This is a genomic window from Pseudomonas sp. 32A (genome assembly GCF_052682255.1).
Genome location: NZ_JBQYLY010000001.1, coordinates 6,034,292 through 6,054,486, shown reverse-complemented (window position 1 = coordinate 6,054,486; position 20,195 = coordinate 6,034,292). Strand labels below are relative to the sequence as shown.

Below are 20,195 nucleotides of genomic sequence, written 5' to 3'. Positions count from 1 at the left end.
ACACCCGGCGGTGTTAAAGCGGCGATTCATAACTATCATCACTATTCCTTGCACGGCAATCCAGGGTTGGAACGCCGTCGCGCCGCGAGCGTGCATTGGATGACGCTCGCGTACCACAAGAGCCGTCCCGTCAACGGGGTACGGCCTGCACCACCGATGAACAAGGACGTGACACCCATGAAGCCTGCACCGTTAAGTGACAACCGCCGGGGCCCCGCGCAAATCTGGAACAGCGCCCCGCAACTCGCGCAAATCCCTGCCATCAATCCCGCAACCCTGGTGCCCGCTGGCGCTCGCGTGGTGGTCATCGCCCCGCATCCCGGCGACGAAGTGATCGCCTGTGGCGGTCTGCTGCAATTGCTCAGCACCCTTGAATATCCTCTGCAACTGATCTCGATTACCGACGGCAGCGCCAGCCACCCGGGGTCCAGCGTGTGGCCGGCCAAACGCTTGAGCGTGGTGCGACCTCAGGAAAGTGTCGAAGCCCTGCGCCGCCTGGGTGTGCCCCTGCACAGCCTGAAGTGGATTCGTGGCGGCTTTGCCGACAACGCCCTGGCCGCCCGCGAGCAGCAGATGAGCCAGTTCATCGCGCGCTACCTGCAACCCGGCGACGTGGTGTTCACCACCTGGCGCAACGACGGCAATGACGACCATGACGCCGTCGGCCGCGCCGCTGCCAAAGCTTGCGCAGTCAAGGGCGTGCGCCTGCACGAACTGCCGATCTGGGCGTGGCATTGGCCGCTTCGGGAAACCGCTGCCATCCCCTGGCAGCGCGCACGCAAGGTGCGGCTCGACACCTGGAGCGTCGCCCGCAAGCTGCACGCCGCCCACGCCTATGCCAGCCAATTGGCGGGCGACCCGGAAATCGGCCTGGCGCCGATCCTGGCGCAGGTGCTGCTGGAGCGCATGCGTGAACCCTATGAGATTGTTTTTTTGTAGGCGCACCCACTCGTCTATACCTGTAACTTCTGACAGTAGCGAACGCTCTCTCTGTGTGGCTAGCTTGGAACACCGGCTTGCAGGGAGGGCGAATCATGAGCACACGGTTTTCATCAGTGACGTACCTGAGCGTCTGCAGCGTGACGACGCTGTTGCTCAATTGGCCCCTCCCCGCGCACGCCGCCTGTACGCTGGTCATAACCGCAGGCAACGACACCACCCTGTGCAGCGATGGCAGTGCTGGCGCGCTGACGGATTTACAAGGAAGCAACGTCCTGGAGTTTCCCGTCGGCGGCACCGGCATCATCGTCGGCAACGTGACTTATGGTGCGGGAGATGATCGGGTCACGATGGATTCCGGCGCGATCAACGGTGCGATCAATCAAGGTGACGGAAGAAATATTTTCCAGCTGTTCAATGGCAATGTTTCCGGCACGGTGACGCAAGGCGCGGGCGGTGATATTGCGCAAATCAGCGGGGGCAGCTCCGGTGCAATCTCCCAGGGTGACGGGGTTGACCAGTACTTCCAGAGCGGTGGCACTGTCACCTCACTGGCTCAGGGCGACGGTCATGACGAATTCACCATGAGCAGCGGAAAGATCATCGGTGCGTTTGAAGACGGCGATATTGCGCTGATGACCGGTGGCAGCATCGGACGGGTCGACATGAAGCTCGACAACAACCTGTTCGACCTGAGGGGTGGAGAAATCTTTGGCAACCTGGTCACCGGCTTCGGGAACGATACCATCCTGGTATCCGGAGGAACCGTGGGTGGCAATATCAGCGTCAGCGGCGGCAACGACATCATCAACGTCAGCGGCGGCGAGATAGGTGGGCAGATCCTCGCCAGCTTTGGCAACGATGAGTTCACTTGGGAAGGCGGCGGTCTGATCCATAAGGAAATCCTCATGGGCGACGGCGCTGACAAGGGTTTCCTGCTCAACCTGACCGAAACCACCCTGGCCTCCACGCCACTTCTGGATGGTGGTTTGGGTAATGACACCCTGACCTTCGACAACAGCCGATCCGCCACGCCAACCCGCTATGTCAACTGGGAAACCGTCAACCTGGACAACAATTCGCGCCTGACCTTGGGCGGCGACTTCAAGCTCGGTGACAGCGCTACGGCCACCGGCACCCTGAACATTTTTGGCAGCGCCGCCCTGCAGGTAACACAGGGCAGCATCAGCCCCTTCACGGCCGGGCAACAAGCCAACCTGAACAACGGCGGCCTGATTGACATGACCACCGGCAGCTCCAGCGCCACCGACAGCCTGACCGTCAACGGCAACTACACCGGCAATGGTGGCGAACTCGCGCTGCAATCGGTACTCGGCGCCGACGGCTCGGCCAGTGACAAGCTGGTAGTCAGCCAGGGCACGCTGCAAGGTGGCACCACCATCACCGTCACCAACCTTGCCGGGCCTGGCGCCATGACGCTGCAGAACGGCATCCAGGTGGTTGAAGCACTTAACGGTGCAACCAGCAGCGACCTCGCTTTTACCCTGCGCGGTGGCGCTGTTTCCGCTGGCGCCTACGAGTACTATCTGTTCAAAGGTGGCGTAACGCCGGGCACCGGGCAAAACTGGTTCCTGCGGTCCTCGGTGGTGGCGCCGCCGCTGCCCAACCCTGGCGAACCTGAGAATCCCGGGAATCCTGGGAATCCCGGTAATCCCGGTAATCCTGAAAACCCGGTGGGCATCTTGCCCCCCGTTCCTGCCGATGGCACGCCAGAGCTCCCGGGGATCTTCCCGGGCGAAGACCCGATACCGATCTATCGCCCGGAAGTCCCGGTGTATGCCGTGCTGTTTCCCGCCGTACAGCAGATGGTCCAGGGCATGCTGGGCACCTACCACGAACGCATGGGCGACCAAAGCCTGCAACGCCAACCTGGCGCTTTGGCGGCCGGTTGGAGCCGGGTGTATGGCAGTAGCACGCGGCAATCATTCGCCGGCACCGTCAGCCCGTCGCTGAACAGTTCCCTGTCCGGTTTCCAGGTTGGCACTGACCTGTATGCCTGGACCAACGACGCTGGCCTGACCCAACGCTTCGGCTTCTTTGTCGGCCACAGCCGCCTGACCGGCAATGTGGCGGGCTTCAATGGCGGTTTTCAGGGCAAGGACGCCGGCAACACCACCTTGCGCGGCGACAGCCTGGGCGCGTATTGGACGCTCATCGGCGCCAACCGTGCCTATATCGATTTCGTGCTGATGGGTACACGGTTCGATGGCCACAGTGAATCCGACCGGGGCGTCAAACTCCCAACCAAGGGCCACAACGTGCTGGGGTCTGTGGAGGTGGGAATGCCGTTTGCGGTGTCTGAACAGTGGGAGGTTGAGCCGCAGGCCCAGGTGATCGTCGATCGAAGCTATCTGGACAGCCAGAATGACGGGATTTCAGATGTGTCATTCAGCGCCGACACTAACGTCGTCACCCGTCTCGGTGTTCGCCTCAAGGGCAGCTACAGCGTGAGCGGCATGCCCCTGCTGCCTTACATGCGTACCAACGTGTGGCACGCCAGCGCCGGGAATAACACCATCACGTTCAATGACAGTACGAACATCCATACCGAACAGAAATCCACCACGCTGGACGTCAGCGCCGGGGCAACGATGCAGGTATCGAGCACGGTCAGTGTGTATGGCGAGGTGGGGTACAACAGCAATCTGGACAGCAATCAGTTGAATGGGCGCAAGGGCACCATTGGCATAAGGGTCGACTTCTAACCTGTAGGAGCGAGCTTGCTCGCGAAAAACATCAAGACACCGCGCTCATCCAGATTAGCCGCGTTATCGTTAACGATCTTCGCGAGCAAGCTCGCTCCTACAAGAGGCTTGTCAGGCGTCCGGTCGCAGGATCAGCACACCCAATGGCGGCAGGTTCAGCGACAGCGACATCGGCTGCCCATGCTTGGGCTCTTCCTCCGTAAACGCCCCGCCACCGTTGCCGAAGTTGGAACCGGCGTAGGTGTCGGCATCGCTGTTGATCACCTCGCTCCAGCGCCCGGCAAACGGCACGCCGACCTTGTAGGCCTCGCGCGGCACCGGCGTGAAGTTGGCCACCACCAGCACCGGCCTGCCGTCCTTGCTCCAGCGCAGCCAGGCATAGACGCTGTTGATCGCATCGTCGCCGATCAGCCACTGGAAGCCCTGTGGTGCGTCGTCCTGGTCGTGCAGCGCGGGTTCTTCGCGGTACAGGCGGTTGAGGTCGCCCACCAGTTTCTGCACGCCCCGGTGTTCGGGGTATTGCAGCAGGTACCAGTCCAGTTGCTGATCGTGGTTCCACTCGCGCCACTGGCCGAACTCGCAGCCCATGAACAGCAGCTTCTTGCCCGGGTGCATCCACATGAAGCTCAGGTAAGCCCGCAGGTTGGCAAACTTCTGCCAGCGGTCGCCGGGCATCTTGTCGATCAGCGAGTGTTTGCCGTGCACCACTTCATCGTGGGAAATCGGCAGGATAAAACGCTCGGACCACGCATACACCAAACCGAAACTCAGCTCGTTATGGTGATGGGCACGGTACACCGGGTCTTGCTGGATGTAGTGCAGCGAGTCGTGCATCCAGCCCATGTTCCACTTGTAGTTGAACCCCAGGCCGCCCTGTTGGGTCGGCTGGCTCACGCCGGGCCATGCAGTGGATTCTTCGGCGATCACCAGTGCGCCTGGGGCTTCCAGGGCGACCACGTCGTTGAGGTGACGCAGGAAGTCGATGGCCTCGAGGTTTTCACGCCCGCCGTGGCGGTTCGGCACCCATTCACCGGCCTTGCGCGAATAGTCGCGATACAGCATCGACGCCACGGCATCCACCCGCAGGCCGTCGATATGGAAATGCTTGAGCCAGTGCAACGCCGACGCCAGCATGAAGCCATGGACTTCGGTGCGCCCGAGGTTGTAGATCAGGGTGTCCCAATCCTGGTGGAAGCCTTCCAGCGGGTTGGCGTATTCGTACAGCGCGGTGCCGTCGAATTGCGCCAGGCCATGGGTATCGGTGGGGAAATGCGCCGGCACCCAGTCGAGGATCACACCGATGTCGGCCTGATGGCAGGCATTGACGAAGTACGCGAAATCCAACGGCGAGCCGAAACGCGCCGTGGGCGCAAATTGCGACAGCGCCTGATAACCCCAGGAACCGCCAAACGGATGCTCCATGATCGGCATCAGTTCGATATGGGTGAAGCCCAGTTGCTGCACATACGGAATCAAGCGCTCGGTCAGCTCGCGCCAATTGTACTGGCGGGCCACCTCGCCGACTTCGTCCAGCTCGCACTGCCAGGAACCGACATGCAATTCGTAGATCGACAGCGGCGCGCTGGGCTTTTGCCGCTCGCCGCGCGATTGCATCCAGTCATGGTCCTGCCAGTCGACTTGCAATGGCGCAGCGACTTTGGACGCGGTATCCGGCGGCATCTGTGTGGCCAGGGCCATGGGGTCGGCCTTGAGCGGCAGGATCCCGTGGGCACCGAGAATTTCATACTTGTAGGCGGCGCCCGGTTGCAGGCGCGGGATGAAAATTTCCCAGACCCCGGACGGATGACGCAGGCGCATCGGATGGCGGCGCCCGTCCCAGATATTGAAGTCGCCCACCACTGATACCCGGCGGGCATTCGGTGCCCACACCGCAAAGCGTACGCCCTCGACGCCGTCGACACTGGTCACTTGTGCGCCGAGGCAACTGCTCAGGTCGCGGTGATTGCCTTCGGCGAACAGGTACAAATCCATCTCGCCCAACAGCAACTGGCTGAAGCTGTAGGGGTCTTCGGTGATCTGCTCGCCACCGGCCCACTGGATCTTCAGCAGGTACGCCTGGCGAGTGCCGAAATGGCCGACAAACAAGCCCGGCACCTGGGTCGCATCGAGGCTGCCAATGTGCTCGCCGCTGTCACGGGCCAGCACCTGGACACTCAAGGCCTCCGGCAGGAAGGCGCGAATGAACTGGCCACCCTGCTCATCATCGTGGGGGCCCAGGATCGAGAATGGATCATGGTGTTCGGCCCGTACCAGGGCTTCGATATCAGCAGGCTTGGGCATCACACTCAACTTTTCCTGCAGCGGTTCTTTGCTTGTAAAACTCATGACGACTCCCCACCGCGTGCAGTTTTCGATAATGGTTTCAGCCCGCTGAGCAACCCGTGCAAACCTTGCAACGGCACTGGCAACCAGCTGGGACGATTCTCTGCTTCGTAGGCCACTTCGTACGCGGCCTTCTCCAGGCTGAACAACGTCAGCGCTGCGTCCTGGCCTTTGGCATCCTGCCAGTCATGGGCCAGTGTAGTCGTGGCAGCGTGATAGGCCTGGATAAATGCCTGTTTGGCCTCATGCAAGTAGCGATCCGCCACCCGCTGCCGGGATGCATTGGCTTCGGGTGACTGGTCGACGCCTTGCACATTCACCGCCATGGCCGCCGCGTAATCAAACGACCGTAGCACCCCGCTCACATCCTTGTACGGGCTGTGTTTGCCGCGACGTTCAGGCAGCGGCCGCGCCGGTTCGCCCTCGAAGTCAATCAGGTAGGCATCCCCCTTCACCACCAGTACCTGGCCCAGGTGCAGGTCGCCGTGCACGCGAATACGCAACCCGCCCACCGTGGCTTTCGCCAGGTCCTGAACGTAACTGGCGATGGCCTTTTTCTGATCCAGTAAAGCACTGACCAACGCCTGATCGGCAGGGTTCAACTTGGTTTGATGCTGCTTAAGCAACTGCAACGCGCGGTCGATTTGTGCACCCACATGCTTGGCCCAGCCCTGGGTGTCCTTGAGGGACGTAACCTCAGGCTTGAAGGCCTTGTTGGTTGTAGGTGCCGCCAGCACCTGGTGCATCTCGCCCAGGCGCTGGCCAAGCAAGCCGGCAAAATCCGCCAGCTCACCGAGGGCGTTGTAATGCTGTTCCTGTTCGGAGATGGCTTCGGCCAGTTCGTCGCGAATCGCCCGTTCCAGGTTGTTCTGGGTCCAACCCCAAGCGTCACCCTGGTTGCTGAGGTAACCCTGGGCAATCATCAGCAGGTTGTCCTGGCCATCGGCATCATGGCGAATCACCGAACCCAGCAGCGGCGAGATATGTTCGTAGCCGGCCTCGGTCAGGTAGGCGCCCATTTCCAGTTCCGGGTGAACCCCGGCGCTGACTTTACGGATCAACTTGAGCACCAGGCTGCCGCCCACCACCACTGAGCTGTTGGACTGTTCGGCGGCGAGGTAGCGCACTTCCGACTCGTCGTTAAGTTCCAGCTTGGCCAACTGCGCCGTGGGCTCGAAGCGAATCTCGCCATCGGTGGAGTCGAGGACGGTTTTGGCCTGGAGACCCTGGATCACGCCGCGGATATAGGTGTCGAGGCTGAAGGCATCAGTCACCAAACCCACCTGACGCACTCGCCGTACTCGGGCGAGCGCCAGTTGTTGCGGCAAGGCGCTGGTAAACTGGTCTTCGCCGAGGAAGCCGAATGGCAACTGATAGCGGCTGACCTGCCCGGCACTGGTGACTTCGATTTCACTGAGCAACACCGGATGCTGCGGGTCGCCAAAGCGCACGCCGTAAGCGATGTGCACAGCATCGATTGCCGTGTCCTTGCTGGCAAACCAGCGGCGCTTGGGCAGCCACGCCGGCAAGGCATTTTGTTCCAGGGTGGTGCGGCACGGTGCTTCGAGCAGTTCTTCCATGCGTTTCTTCAGCACCAGGGTGGTGAAGTCCGGGATGCTTTGCGCCGGCTCCACGTGCCAGCTCGGCATCTGGTTTTCCGCCGCAAGCACGAACCAATAGAAGCCGTACGGCGCCAGGGTCAGCAGGAAATTCAGCTGGCCAATGGGCGGGAAGGCGTTGCCGCCGAGCATCTCCACCGGGACCATGCCGGCAAACGCTGAAAGATCGAGTTCGGCGGCCTGGGCGCTGCGGGAAACGTTGGCCACGCACAGGATGATTTCATTTTTGCCGTCCTCGCCCACGAATTCGCGGGTATACGCCAGGATGCGGCGGTTGGTGGGCGAGAGCATTTTCAGGCTGCCGCGGCCGAAAGCCTTGGACTGTTTACGCACGGCGAGCATGCGTCGAGTCCAGTTCAGCAACGAGTGCGGGTCCTGGGTCTGGGTTTCGACGTTGACCGATTGGTAGCCGTATTGCGGGTCCATGATCGGCGGCAGCACCAGGCTGGCCGGGTCGGCGCGGGAGAAGCCGCCGTTGCGGTCGATGGACCATTGCATCGGCGTACGCACGCCGTCGCGGTCACCCAGGTAGATGTTGTCGCCCATGCCGATTTCATCGCCGTAGTACAGGGTCGGCGTGCCCGGCATCGACAACAGCAGGCTGTTGAGCAACTCGATGCGGCGGCGGTCACGCTCCATCAGCGGCGCCAGGCGCCGGCGAATCCCCAGGTTGATGCGCGCACGGCGGTCGGCGGCGTAGTAGTTCCAGAGGTAGTCGCGCTCTTTGTCGGTGACCATTTCCAGGGTCAGTTCATCGTGGTTGCGCAGGAAGATTGCCCATTGGCAATTGGCCGGGATCTCCGGGGTCTGGCGCAGGATGTCGGTGATCGGAAACCGGTCTTCCTGGGCCAGCGCCATGTACATGCGCGGCATCAGCGGGAAGTGGAACGCCATGTGGCATTCGTCGCCGTCATCGCCCTTTTTGTCCCCGAAGTACAGCTGGGTGTCTTCCGGCCATTGGTTGGCTTCGGCCAGGAGCATGCGGTCGGGGTAGTTGGCGTCGATCTCGGCGCGGATCTGCTTGAGCAGGTCGTGGGTTTCCGGGAGGTTTTCGTTGTTGGTGCCGTCGCGCTCGATCAGGTACGGGATGGCATCCAGGCGCAGGCCGTCGATGCCCATGTCGAGCCAGTAACGCATCACCGACAGGACGGCTTTCATGACCTGCGGGTTGTCAAAGTTCAGGTCCGGCTGGTGGGAGTAAAAGCGGTGCCAGAAGTATTGGCCGGCGACCGGGTCCCAGGTCCAGTTGGACTTTTCGGTGTCGAGGAAAATGATGCGAGTGCCGTCATATTTCTGGTCGTCATCGGACCACACGTAGAAGTCCCGCGCAGCGGAACCCGGCTTGGCCTTGCGAGCGCGCTGGAACCAAGGGTGCTGGTCCGAGGTGTGGTTGATCACCAGTTCGGTGATCACCCGCAGCCCGCGTTTATGGGCTTCAGCGATAAAGCGCTTGGCGTCGGCCATGGTCCCGTAGTCGCTGTGCACGCCACGGTATTCGGCGATGTCATAGCCATCGTCACGGCGTGGCGAGGGGTAGAACGGCAACAGCCAGATGGTGTTCACACCGAGGTCGGCGATGTAGTCAAGTTTGGCGATCAGCCCGGGAAAGTCACCGATGCCGTCGTTGTTGGAGTCGAAATAGGATTTGACGTGAACCTGATAAATCACCGCGTCCTTGTACCAGAGCGGGTCTTTGATAAAGGTGGCAGCCTTGGGTTTCTTCGCCATTGGAAACTCCTGGAAATTCGAAAAATTCTGCCTGAAGGAACACGGTCAATGTGGGAGCGGGCTTGCTCGCGAAAGCGGAGTGTCAGTCTCCGAATCGGTCCACTGATATACCGCTTTCGCGAGCAAGCCCGCTCCCACATTTGATCTCCAGTGGTTTGGAGATCGGTGTCGATTCAGGAAACGGTAATGCGCCAGATGCCAAACGGCTGATGCCACGGTTCGATGCGCATCCACTGGGTCTTGCCGTACCACGTCCAGCGGTGGCCGGTCATCAGGTCTTCACCCTGGGTCTGGGCGTCGTCCGGCAGGCCCATCTCCCACAGCGGCAACTCGAAATTGGCCTCCTGGGCGTTGAACGGGTCGAGACTCACGGCCACCAGAATGAAGTTGCTGCCGTCCTCGCTGCGTTTGCCGAAGTACAGGATGTTGTCGTTCCACGCGTTGTAGAGTTTCAGCCCGAGGTGCGTCTGCAAAGCCGGGTTTTGCCGGCGGATGCGGTTGAGCTGGGCGATCTCGGCAATGATGTTGCCAGGCGCCGTGAAGTCTCGCGGGCGGATCTCGTACTTTTCCGAGTCCAGGTACTCTTCCTTGCCCGGCACCGGGGCCGCTTCGCACAGCTCAAAGCCGGAATACATGCCCCACAGGCCCGAGCCCATGGTGGCCAGCGCGGCACGGATCAAGAAACCCGCGCGGCCGGATTCATGCAGGAAGCCCGGATTGATGTCCGGCGTGTTAACAAAGAAGTTCGGCCGGAAGCACTCGCGCCACGGCGACTCGTTCAACTGGCTCAGGTACTCGCTCAACTCGGCCTTGGTATTGCGCCAGGTGAAGTAGGTGTAGCTCTGGGAGTAACCGACCTTGCCCAGGCGCGCCATCATCGCCGGGGTGGTGAAAGCTTCGGCAAGAAAGATCACCTCCGGGTACCTGGAGCGCACGTCGCTGATCAGCCATTGCCAGAACGGCAGCGGCTTGGTGTGGGGATTATCGACGCGAAAGGTCTTCACGCCCTCTTCCACCCAGCCGACCACGATGTCACGCAACTCGATCCACAGGCTGGGAATCGCATCCGCCGCATAGAAGTCGACGTTGACGATGTCCTGGTACTTTTTCGGCGGGTTCTCGGCGTATTTGATCGTGCCGTCGGGCCGCCAGTTGAACCAGCCCGGATGCTGCTTGAGCCACGGATGGTCCTGGGAGCACTGGATCGCGAAATCCAGGGCGATCTCCAGACCATGATCGGCAGCGGCCTTGACCAGGTTGCGGAAGTCTTCTCGGGTGCCGAGCTGCGAGTGGATCGCCTCGTGGCCGCCCTCTTCGCTGCCGATGGCATACGGGCTACCCGGATCATCGGGCCCGGCGGTCAGGGAATTGTTCTTGCCCTTGCGATGGCTACGGCCGATGGGATGGATCGGCGGGAAATACAGCACGTCAAAACCCATGTCATGGATCATCGACAAACGTGAGTGCACGTCGTTAAAAGTGCCGTGGCGCGCCGGATCGTCGGTGATCGAGCGCGGAAACAGCTCGTACCAACTGGCGAATTGCGCGGCTTCGCGTTCCACGTCAATCGGGTATACCGGGCTGATGCTCAAATAGGCGCGATGATCGGCCTGGGTCATCAGGTGTGCACTGTCTTCGTGCAGAAACAGCGCGACTTGCTCGGTTTCCAGCAGGCCGGAGAGTTCGTGGTGCAGCAGCATCAGGCGGTCGCGCAGTTCGTTGTCACTGCGTTCGGCGGCTTGCAGGACCTGGCTGCGGCCTTCCTGCAACTCCAGGCTGACCGGTACCCCGGCCTCGTGTTTCTTGCTTAATTCGTAGCGGAAGCTGGCGAATGTGTCGATCCAGGCCTCAATGCAATACTCATGCGGGCCCTGGGCCGTGACGGTGAACGCGCCTTCCCAGCCGTTGTTGCCGACATCGGTCATCACCACGCTGTGCCAGCTTTCTCCACTCAGCGGGCGCCAACGGATCATCACCGCGAGTTTGTCATGGCCGTCGGCAAAAACCTTGCTGGCAACCTGCACACGCTGGCCAACCACAGCCTTGACCGCAAACTCGCCGCCATCGATCACCGGCGTGGTGCTTTCAATCGCAATCCTTGGCAGCAACAGTGCCTGGGACAGCGGTAATGTGGAGGTTGAATCGTCTTGGGTCAGTGTTTCAGCAGTCATCGAGCATCTCCCCTTAACGCCCAGTGGACGCTCTTGCGCTTGATCCAAATTCTGAAACGGCAGTGCTCTCCCTGAGCAGGGCCGTATAGGTTCCGAGCATGCTGGCGATTGAAAAGTTCAGGTGGATATGACGCCATCGGGCGGGGAATCAAATCCACCGGGCGATTGTCCACCGGTAGAGCAAAGCACAAAGGAGGCCACACCGATGAATATCCCGATCCCGGCTGAAACGCCTGACCCGAACATCGATAAACCGACATTGCCACCGACAGAGCCAGACCCGGTTCCCGAGCAGGAACCGCCTGGCACTCAGCCACCACCCGTGGAGGAACCACCGACGACAATGCCGCCTGTCATCGTCTAGTCCTTCTCGAACAGGCGCACGATCCTTGGCATCACATTGAACACCGCCAACGCCAGCAAGGTGCTGAGCACGGCAGTGGACTCGCGCCCCATCCCCGCCGCCACGCCAATGGCGGCGGTCATCCACAGGCCAGCGGCGGTGGTCAGGCCTTTGACGTGGCCTTCTTCATCTTCCTTGCCCTTGAGGATGGTTCCGGCACCCAGAAACCCGATGCCCGCGATCACGCCTTGCAGCACGCGGCTCATGGCGTCGGCCTGGGAGCCCGACATGCTCGGCACCAATACGAACAGCGCGGCGCCGATGGCCACCAACATATGGGTGCGCACCCCGGCCGCCTTGCCTTTATGTTCGCGCTCAAAGCCGAGGATGCCGCCGAGAATCGCCGCGATCAGCAACCGCACCGTGACTTGTGTCAGTTGCCGGGCATCGCCGATGTCGGCAAATTCCGTTTGCAGGGTTTGCCAGACTTCATGCCACCACGCGTCCATGGACGTGTCCTTTTCATGGGTAGATACGAGATGGACAGCGCCGACCGCCAGTCAGTTGCGCAGAACCATTTATCCAACGGCAACGCCTAACCTTCAGTACCCCTGGAAAAGGACAACACCATGCCCGTACGTATCGAAAACCAGACCTGTTACTTCAAGGTCGACAAAAACGGCGCAGAAGAACGCCTCGCCGCCACCGATGTCACCGTGATTACCGACAGCGCCAAGGCCATGTCGGCCGTGGAGTTGAACGGCGAACGGATCTACATCACCGAAGCAGAAGCCGACGCATTGACCGTAGCAGGTGCCACCGACGGTCGTAAGCATTTGAAGGCTACCGACGGTGATTCGGTGATTTGATTGACCTGGATCATCACTGCCTGAAAAGCGCTGCACCCCACGCGCCATAGGGTGCAGCACATTGTCGCAGCCGGGCGCTGTCGGCCCATCTGATCCGCTTTTTATCGCCCTACCTGAGCCTGTTATGCAAACAGAGCGCCGTTCATAGTTCATCTGCCTGATGGAGGCTGATGAGCGAAAGACCATGAGCGATAGAATCCCCGTCCGAACCGTAGAAGTGTTTGAGCCTGCGCATCCAAAGAAGATGAAGGCCAAATCCAGCGACAACCTGATTCATACCCGCAGTTTTACCGGCCTGTTCCGCACCTTGCGTGTGGTGGGCGCAGGCTTTCTGTTCCTGGCGTTTTTCGGCACCGTCTGGCTGAACTGGGGCGGCCGGCAAGCGGTGCTGTGGGACCTGGCTGAAAGCAAATTCCACATCTTTGGTGCCACGTTCTGGCCCCAGGATTTCATCCTGCTGTCGGCGCTGTTGATCATCTGCGCCTTCGGCCTGTTCGCGATCACCGTGTTCGCAGGGCGAGTGTGGTGCGGTTATACCTGCCCGCAAAGCTCGTTTACCTGGCTGTTCATGTGGTGCGAAAAGGTCACCGAAGGCGAGCGAAACCAGCGCATCAAGCTGCAGGCCGCGCCCTGGGGCTTGAACAAGCTGGCTCGGCGGTCGGCCAAGCACACGCTGTGGCTGGGTATCAGCGTGCTGACGGGGCTGACGTTTGTCGGCTACTTCACACCGATCCGGCCGCTGGCCGCGGAACTGCTGACCTGGCAAATGGGCGGCGTCAGCCTGTTCTGGGTGCTGTTTTTTACCGGCGCTACCTACATCAACGCCGGCTGGCTGCGGGAAGCGGTGTGCATGCACATGTGCCCGTATGCGCGGTTCCAGAGTGTGATGTTCGACAAAGACACCCTGACCATTTCCTACGACGTGGCCCGTGGCGAAAACCGTGGCCCGCGCAAACGTGACGTGCAACCGGCGGACGTGGGCCTGGGTGACTGCATCGACTGCCAGCTGTGCGTGCAGGTGTGCCCCACCGGCATCGACATTCGTGACGGCCTGCAAATGGAATGCATCGGCTGCGCCGCGTGTATCGATGCCTGTGATTCGATCATGGATAAAATGGGCTATGCCCGCGGGCTGATCAGCTATACCTCGGAGCATCAGTTGCAAGGTGGCAAGACCCATCTGCTCAGGCCAAGGCTGATCGGCTACAGTGCCGTGCTGCTGGTGATGATCGGCGCGCTGGTGGTGGCCCTGGTGGCGCGCCCGATGGTGTCGCTGGACGTGACCAAGGACCGTGGGATGTTTCGCGAAAACAGTGAAGGCTTGATCGAGAACATCTACAGCCTCAAGGTCATCAACAAGACCCAGCAACGCCAGGATTATCGTCTGGAGCTGGTGGACGGCGATGGCTTCCAATTGCAGGGCAAGACCGACATCAGCCTGGCGCCGGGGGAAATTACCGATGTGCCGGTGTCGGTGGCGATGACGACAGACAAGCCGGCCAGCAGCTCCCAGACCATCCGCTTCAAGGTCACGGACGTGGATGAACCGTGGATTTACAGCGCGGCGGATAGCCGGTTTGTGGCGCCATTGAATCGCTGAACCCGAGCTTTCAGCAACACTGGAGATCTAATGTGGGAGCTGGCTTGCCAGCTCCCACATTAGATCTGTGTTCAACCAGCAAAATCCGTTCAAAGCACTGAGACTCAATGAAACGCTACGAAAAATTCGCCGACGACATCGCAGAACTGATTCGCTCCGGCGTCCTCGGCCCCGGCCAGCGCGTGCCTTCGGTGCGCTACGCCAGCCAGACCTACGGGGTCAGCCCGTCCACGGTGTTCCAGGCCTACTACCTGCTGGAACGTCGCGGGCTGATCCGCGCCCGGCCGCGCTCCGGGTACTTCGTCAACACCCATGCGCCGAGCCCGTTCTCCGAGCCGGTGGTGAGCGCCCATGTGCACGAATCCACCGAGGTGGACGTCAGCGAATTGGTGTTCTCGGTACTCGACTCCATCAAAGACCCGCAAACCGTGCCCTTCGGCTCGGCCTTCCCCAGCCCGACGCTGTTCCCCTTGCCACGCCTGGCCCGTTCCCTGGCCAGCGCCAGCCGGGAAATGGACCCGCGCATGGTGGTCACCGACATGTCGCCAGGCAACCCGCAACTGCGTCGGCAAATCGCCCTGCGCTACATGGTTGGCGGGCTGATGCTGCCGATGGAAGAACTGTTGATCACCAACGGTGCGCTCGAGGCACTGAACCTGTGCCTGCAAGCCGTGACCGAACCGGGCGACCTGGTCGCCATCGAAGCCCCGGCGTTTTATGCCAGCCTGCAAATCCTCGAACGCCTGAAGCTCAAGGCGGTGGAAATCCCGGTGCACCCGCGCGATGGCATTGACCTCAAGGTGCTGGCGCAAAGCCTGGAGCGTTACCCGATCAAGGCCTGCTGGTGCATGACCAGTTTCCAGAACCCGATGGGCGCGACCATGCCCGAGGCCAAGAAGCAGGAGTTGGTGGAGTTGTTGCGCAGCCACCAGGTGCCGCTGATCGAAGACGACGTGTACGCCGAGTTGTACTACGGCCAACAAGCGCCGAAACCGGCCAAGGCGTTCGACACCGAAGGCCTGGTGATGCATTGCGGCTCGTTCGCCAAAAGCCTGGCCCCGGGTTACCGCATTGGCTGGGTGGCTGCCGGGCGTTATGCGCAGAAGATCGAGCGGCTGAAGCTGATGACGTCACTGTGTGCGTCGATGCCGGCCCAGGCGGCGATTGCCGATTACCTGCAGCACGGCGGCTACGATCGGCACCTGCGCAAATTGCGGTATGCGCTGGAGGAGCAGCAGAGCGCCATGCTCGCGGCCATCGCCCGTTACTTCCCGGCGCAGACACGGGTCAGCCAGCCCGCCGGCGGTTACTTCCTGTGGCTGGAATTGCCGGAGCAGACCGACTCGTTGAAGTTGTTCCAGATGGCCCTGGCCCAGGGCATCAGCATCGCGCCGGGGCCGATTTTTTCGCCGACACAGCGCTTCAGAAACTGCATTCGTTTGAATTACGGCAGCCCGTGGGACGAGTCGTGTGAGAGGGCCATGGAGACGCTGGGGAAGATTGTGCGTTCGTTTTGACAGGCTGTGTGACGACAACTGACCTCGTCGCGGGCAAGCCCGGCGCCCACAATTGATCGCGTATCTCTGTGGGAGCCGGGCTTGCCCGCGATGACGCCCGAACAGGCGCTATAACGTTATCGACCGCCCGCCAGATCAATAAAGGTTCCTGTCGCATAGGACGCCTTGTCCGACAGCAACCAGATAATCCCTTCCGCCACTTCTTCGGCACGCCCGCCACGGGCCATGGGAATCCCCGGTTCCAGCTTGCTGACCCGGTCAGGATCGCCGCTCAGCGCGTGGAAATCAGTGAAGATGAAACCTGGACGCACGCCATTGACCCGGATTCCCTCACCCGCCACTTCCTTGGAAAGCCCGAGTGTGAAGGTGTCCAATGCGCCCTTGGACGCGGCGTAATCCACATACTCCCCCGGCGATCCCAGCCGCGCGGCGGCCGACGACACGTTGACGATGCTGCCGCCCTGCCCGCCATGTTTGGGCGACATGCGCAGCAGCGCGTGCTTGGCGCAGAGGATCGGCCCCAACACATTGGTCTTGAGCGTCTTCAGGATACGGAATTCGGACATTTCATCGACCCGCGACTTGTGCCCCACGGTACCGGCGTTGTTCACCAGTGCCGTCACCCGGCCCAGCTCGGTATCAACACGGTGGAACAGGCCAATCACTTCGTCTTCGATGCTGACATCGGCCCGCACCGCAATGGCCTGTGCGCCGAGGGCGCGCACTTGCTCAAGCACCCGGTGAGCAGCGTCTTCATCAGCCTGGTAGTTGATGCAGATACGATAGCCCTGGGCAGCGGCCAGCAACGCCGTGGCGGCGCCGATCCCACGGCTGCCACCGGTGATGATGACGACTTTGTCCATGTGTAAGGTCTCCTGATTCAACGTGAGCTGTTGGATCCAATACTACCTACGACCGCCAGGTTTTGCATGGGCACAGGTCAACCCGGGGAGACGCTGTCGATCACGTCAACGTAAAAAGCTCGGCATTGGCCAGAGGCGCCGGATGCGGGGTGGCCCTCGAACCACCCGCGATCAGCACCTGCCCCGTCGAAAGGCAGCACGCGCCATGCCCGAAACGCCCGGGCTGGAGCGGCGCGGTCAGCGACCATTGTGCGGAGCGTGGGTCGTACAGCTCAGCCGTCGCCGCCTGTTCGGGTTGGGAAAGGCTGCTGGCGCCGACCACCAGGACTTCTCCCGTCGCTAAACGGGTCGCGCTGTGCTCTTTGCGTGGAACACACATCGCTGTCTGGTCCCAGCTGTCCAGCACAGGATCATAAATAAAAGCCAGGGCTTGCGCCGGGCCGAAAGGTTCATCAGCACCGCCGCAGATCAACACCTGACCGTCGGCCAACAAGGTAGCTGTGTGCTGCATACGGGGCGCGGGCAAAGGCCGCCGTTCAGTCCAGCGGTGGGTGGTAGGGTCATACAGAAAGGCCCGGGGCAGCGCGGCGTTCTGCATGCCGGAATAGCCTCCGACCACCAGGACCTCGCCCGTCGACAGCAACGTCGCGGTGTGATTCATGGCATCCACAGGGAGCCAGGCTTTACGCTGCCAATGGCCGGTGAGCGGGTCGTAGCATTCAACGCTGTCTTGCACCTGCCCGCCGCCTGACTGCAGATTATTGCCGCCGACCACCAAGACGTTTCCTGACGCCAACAACGTGCTGGTATGGCCGAAACGCGGCGTGTGCAAGGGCCCCGTTGGCGTCCAGCGATGGGTTGAGACGTTATACAACTGCACATCGCTGATCGACTGGCCGGACTCGCTTCCAGCCGTCAACAGCACAATGCCCGACTGCAAAACCACAGCACCACTGGCACTGCGGGGAAACGGAAGCGGCGCAACCATCGACCACTGCCCTGACGCCTGGTGGTAGAACTCTGCGCTGGCCATGGTGCGGGTGGTAGATGCGCAACCGGTCGTGCCAGGCGCCACTTGGTCGAAACGCGAGCCCAAAGCCTCGAGGGCGCCTTCCCCGGCGATGACCAGTACACCCAGGTCGGCGATGCGCACAGCGTTGTGGAAATAACGGGGCTCGAGCATCGAACCTGTGGGCGTGAAAACACCGGTCATGCGCGATGCCATGTCGTTCGGCTCCCAAGTCAGCTTCCTGGAATCGACTCTATACGCGCTGTATCACGGTCGCTACTGTCAGAATTAACAGGTCTGGGCGCCACTCAAGGAGTGAGGCCGACCACCTCGGCGCTGGCTTTTTCAATGTCCATCATGAACTTGTCCGCCGGCAGCGGGTGGCCCAGCAGATAACCTTGCAGGGAATCGCAACCCAAACGCGTCAGGAAACGCTGCTGTACATCGGTCTCCACCCCTTCGGCAACGATTCGCAGGCCCAGGGCCTGGCCGAGGGCGACGATCGCCGAGACGATGGCGGCATCGTCACTGTCGTGCTCCAGATCGCGCACAAACCCACGGTCGATTTTCAGTTCATTGGCCGGCAGGCGCTTGAGGTACATCAGGCTCGAATAACCGGTACCAAAGTCGTCGATGGACAGGTCGACGCCCATGTCCGAGAGCTTCTGCAACACCGTCATGCTCGCATCGGCATCGCTCATGGCGGTGGTCTCGGTGATTTCCAGGGTCAGGCTGTTGGCTGGCAACCGGTGGCGCTCCAGGGCATTGGCGACACTCTTGACCAGCCCGGCATGGCAGAACTGCAACGCCGACAGATTCACCGCGATGCGCCAGTCCTGATAGCCCTGGGCGTACCACACCTGCATCTGGCGGCAGGCTTCATTGAGCACCCAGTCGCCGATGGGGATGATCAGCCCGGTCTTTTCCGCCAGCTCGATAAACTTGTCCGGCAGCAGCAGGCCGTCTTGCGGGTGTTCCCAGCGCAGCAGCGCCTCGGCACCGACCGGACGGCCGCTGAGGGCGTCGAACTTGGGCTGGTAATAGAGCCGGAACTGTTCGTGTTCCATGGCGTTGCGCAAATCCTGCAGCAGTTGCAGTTGTTTGCGCGCATTGGTGTTCATCGACACATCGAAAAAGCTGTAGCCGTTCTTGCCCATGCCCTTGGCGTGATACATCGCCGCGTCGGCGTTCATCAGCAGTTCCTGGGGCGTGGCGCCGTTGCCGGGGAACAGCGCGATACCGATGCTGGCGGAGATCTTCAACTCGTGCTCGGCCACGCGGAACGACTGGTTGATCAAGCCCACCTGGCGCTCGGCCAGGCGCAGCGCGTCCTCGGGCTGGGTCAACTGCACCAGCAAGACAAACTCGTCACCGCCGATGCGGGCCAAGGTGTCCTGGCTGCGCAAGTCTTCCCGCAGGCGCAGGCCGACCTCTTGCAACAACTGGTCGCCCATATGGTGACCGAAGGCATCGTTCACCGGCTTGAAACCATCCAGGTCGATAAACATCAGCGCGAAGCAACCACCCTCCTCGTTCACCCGCTGTATCGCCTGTTGAATCCGGTCGGCGAGCAAGGTGCGGTTGGGCAAGCCGGTGAGCATGTCGTGCAGGGCCAAGTGAGTGAGTTCGTGGTTGGCCTGGGTCAGGGAGTCGGCCAACACGGCGGTGCGGGCTTCCAGGCGCGCATCGGCCAGCGAGGTCAGCAGCGCAATGATCAGCACCGCCAGGGTGGTCACCAGCACCAGGTTATCCAGGCCCTTGCCGCTGAGGCCAGTCAGGGCTGCGCCGCAAAAACTGCCATCGGCGAAACGCGCAGCGGCCATGCCGGTGTAGTGCATGCCGACAATGGCCACGCCCATCACTATCGCCGCCCCGCCCCGGGCCAAACGCACGTAAGGTGTGTTGCGCCGCAGATTGAAGGCGATCCACAAGGCCGCCGCCGAAGCACCCACTGCAATCAACAGGGAGGCGGTGAACAGCGTAGGGTCGTAGTCGATGCCGGGCGTCATGCGCATCGCGGCCATGCCGGTGTAATGCATGGCGCTGATGCCGGCGCCCATGATCAGCGCGCCAAACGCCAGCTGCCAGGCGGGCAGGCGCGGCTGGCTCACCAGCCACAAGGCAAAACCACTGGAAAGGACTGCGATCAGCAATGACAGCGCCGTGATGTCGATGTCATAGCCCAGACGGATGGGCAAGCGAAAGGCGAGCATGCCGATAAAGTGCATCGACCAGATGCCCACACCCATTGCCAGCGCACCGCCGACCATCCACAGATAGACGGCGCGGCCTTTGGCCGTGGCAATACGGCCGGTCAGGTCCAGCGCGGTATAGGACGCGAGTATCGCAACGAACAGGGAAATCAGGACCAGGGCGGGGGAATAACTACCGGTGAGCATGGGACTTCTCGTGACCAATGGGCCAAACGGCCTCCGTGCCAGGGTGAAAAGTCGGGGATTGTAGCGAGA

The 20,195-nt window shown here is 61.4% G+C and carries 12 protein-coding genes; 5 read left to right on the top strand and 7 right to left on the bottom strand.

Translation table 11 applies throughout. The annotated features are described in order from the left end of the window. Positions 1–177: 177 nt before the first annotated feature. Positions 178–939, top strand: coding sequence for a PIG-L deacetylase family protein (locus ACUN0G_RS27820; protein WP_258348536.1), 762 nt, complete (start codon positions 178–180; stop codon positions 937–939). Positions 940–1,034: 95 nt separating this feature from the next. Continuing rightward, entirely contained in the window at positions 1,035–3,665 is a 2,631-nt protein-coding gene (locus tag ACUN0G_RS27815; protein WP_445574903.1) for an autotransporter family protein, read from the top strand. A 111-nt stretch (positions 3,666–3,776) separates the two neighbouring features. Here ACUN0G_RS27815 and glgB read toward each other — a convergent pair whose 3' ends face one another. From glgB to ACUN0G_RS27795, 4 genes are all read right to left on the bottom strand, one after another. Further along, positions 3,777–6,011 carry a 1,4-alpha-glucan branching protein GlgB gene (gene glgB, locus ACUN0G_RS27810; protein ID WP_445574902.1) on the bottom strand — a complete coding sequence of 745 codons (2,235 nt, stop codon included), beginning with the start codon at positions 6,009–6,011 and terminating at the stop codon, positions 3,777–3,779. Next, complete coding sequence (treS, locus tag ACUN0G_RS27805; RefSeq protein ID WP_445574901.1) at positions 6,008–9,355, bottom strand: maltose alpha-D-glucosyltransferase; 3,348 nt, start codon at positions 9,353–9,355, stop codon at positions 6,008–6,010. The genes glgB and treS overlap by 4 nt, the downstream gene beginning before the upstream one ends. 173 nt (positions 9,356–9,528) lie before the next feature. Continuing rightward, entirely contained in the window at positions 9,529–11,526 is a 1,998-nt protein-coding gene (locus tag ACUN0G_RS27800; protein ID WP_445574900.1) for an alpha-1,4-glucan--maltose-1-phosphate maltosyltransferase, read from the bottom strand. 360 nt (positions 11,527–11,886) lie between these two features. Further along, entirely contained in the window at positions 11,887–12,378 is a 492-nt protein-coding gene (locus ACUN0G_RS27795; RefSeq protein ID WP_076013878.1) for an MgtC/SapB family protein, read from the bottom strand. Between the two features lie 120 nt (positions 12,379–12,498). Between ACUN0G_RS27795 and ACUN0G_RS27790 the strand changes: the two genes are divergently transcribed. From ACUN0G_RS27790 to mapR, 3 genes are all read left to right on the top strand, one after another. Further along, a complete protein-coding gene (locus ACUN0G_RS27790; RefSeq protein WP_445574899.1) occupies positions 12,499–12,738 on the top strand; it encodes a DUF3203 family protein in 240 nt (79 codons plus the stop codon). A 184-nt stretch (positions 12,739–12,922) separates the two neighbouring features. Beyond that, positions 12,923–14,338, top strand: coding sequence for a cytochrome c oxidase accessory protein CcoG (gene ccoG / locus ACUN0G_RS27785; protein ID WP_445574898.1), 1,416 nt, complete (start codon positions 12,923–12,925; stop codon positions 14,336–14,338). Positions 14,339–14,445: 107 nt separating this feature from the next. Beyond that, positions 14,446–15,855, top strand: coding sequence for a GntR family transcriptional regulator MpaR (gene mapR / locus ACUN0G_RS27780; protein ID WP_258346337.1), 1,410 nt, complete (start codon positions 14,446–14,448; stop codon positions 15,853–15,855). A 116-nt stretch (positions 15,856–15,971) separates the two neighbouring features. Here mapR and ACUN0G_RS27775 read toward each other — a convergent pair whose 3' ends face one another. From ACUN0G_RS27775 to ACUN0G_RS27765, 3 genes are all read right to left on the bottom strand, one after another. Then, on the bottom strand, positions 15,972–16,718 hold the full coding sequence (locus ACUN0G_RS27775) for an SDR family oxidoreductase (RefSeq protein WP_421524052.1): 747 nt from the start codon (positions 16,716–16,718) through the stop codon (positions 15,972–15,974). Positions 16,719–16,818: 100 nt separating this feature from the next. Then, the gene (locus ACUN0G_RS27770; protein WP_445574897.1) at positions 16,819–17,943 is read right to left on the bottom strand and encodes a Kelch repeat-containing protein; all 1,125 of its coding nucleotides are present in this window, start codon (positions 17,941–17,943) and stop codon (positions 16,819–16,821) included. A 92-nt stretch (positions 17,944–18,035) separates the two neighbouring features. Continuing rightward, positions 18,036–20,126, bottom strand: coding sequence for a putative bifunctional diguanylate cyclase/phosphodiesterase (locus ACUN0G_RS27765; RefSeq protein WP_445574896.1), 2,091 nt, complete (start codon positions 20,124–20,126; stop codon positions 18,036–18,038). Positions 20,127–20,195: the final 69 nt, after the last annotated feature.

Coding starts and splice junctions, on each gene's coding strand:
- ACUN0G_RS27820 (WP_258348536.1), top strand. CDS start 178: ATGAAGCCTGCACCGTTAAGTGACAACCGCCGGGGCCCCGCGCAAATC.
- ACUN0G_RS27815 (WP_445574903.1), top strand. CDS start 1,035: ATGAGCACACGGTTTTCATCAGTGACGTACCTGAGCGTCTGCAGCGTG.
- glgB (WP_445574902.1), bottom strand. CDS start 6,011: ATGAGTTTTACAAGCAAAGAACCGCTGCAGGAAAAGTTGAGTGTGATG.
- treS (WP_445574901.1), bottom strand. CDS start 9,355: ATGGCGAAGAAACCCAAGGCTGCCACCTTTATCAAAGACCCGCTCTGG.
- ACUN0G_RS27800 (WP_445574900.1), bottom strand. CDS start 11,526: ATGACTGCTGAAACACTGACCCAAGACGATTCAACCTCCACATTACCG.
- ACUN0G_RS27795 (WP_076013878.1), bottom strand. CDS start 12,378: ATGGACGCGTGGTGGCATGAAGTCTGGCAAACCCTGCAAACGGAATTT.
- ACUN0G_RS27790 (WP_445574899.1), top strand. CDS start 12,499: ATGCCCGTACGTATCGAAAACCAGACCTGTTACTTCAAGGTCGACAAA.
- ccoG (WP_445574898.1), top strand. CDS start 12,923: ATGAGCGATAGAATCCCCGTCCGAACCGTAGAAGTGTTTGAGCCTGCG.
- mapR (WP_258346337.1), top strand. CDS start 14,446: ATGAAACGCTACGAAAAATTCGCCGACGACATCGCAGAACTGATTCGC.
- ACUN0G_RS27775 (WP_421524052.1), bottom strand. CDS start 16,718: ATGGACAAAGTCGTCATCATCACCGGTGGCAGCCGTGGGATCGGCGCC.
- ACUN0G_RS27770 (WP_445574897.1), bottom strand. CDS start 17,943: ATGGCATCGCGCATGACCGGTGTTTTCACGCCCACAGGTTCGATGCTC.
- ACUN0G_RS27765 (WP_445574896.1), bottom strand. CDS start 20,126: ATGCTCACCGGTAGTTATTCCCCCGCCCTGGTCCTGATTTCCCTGTTC.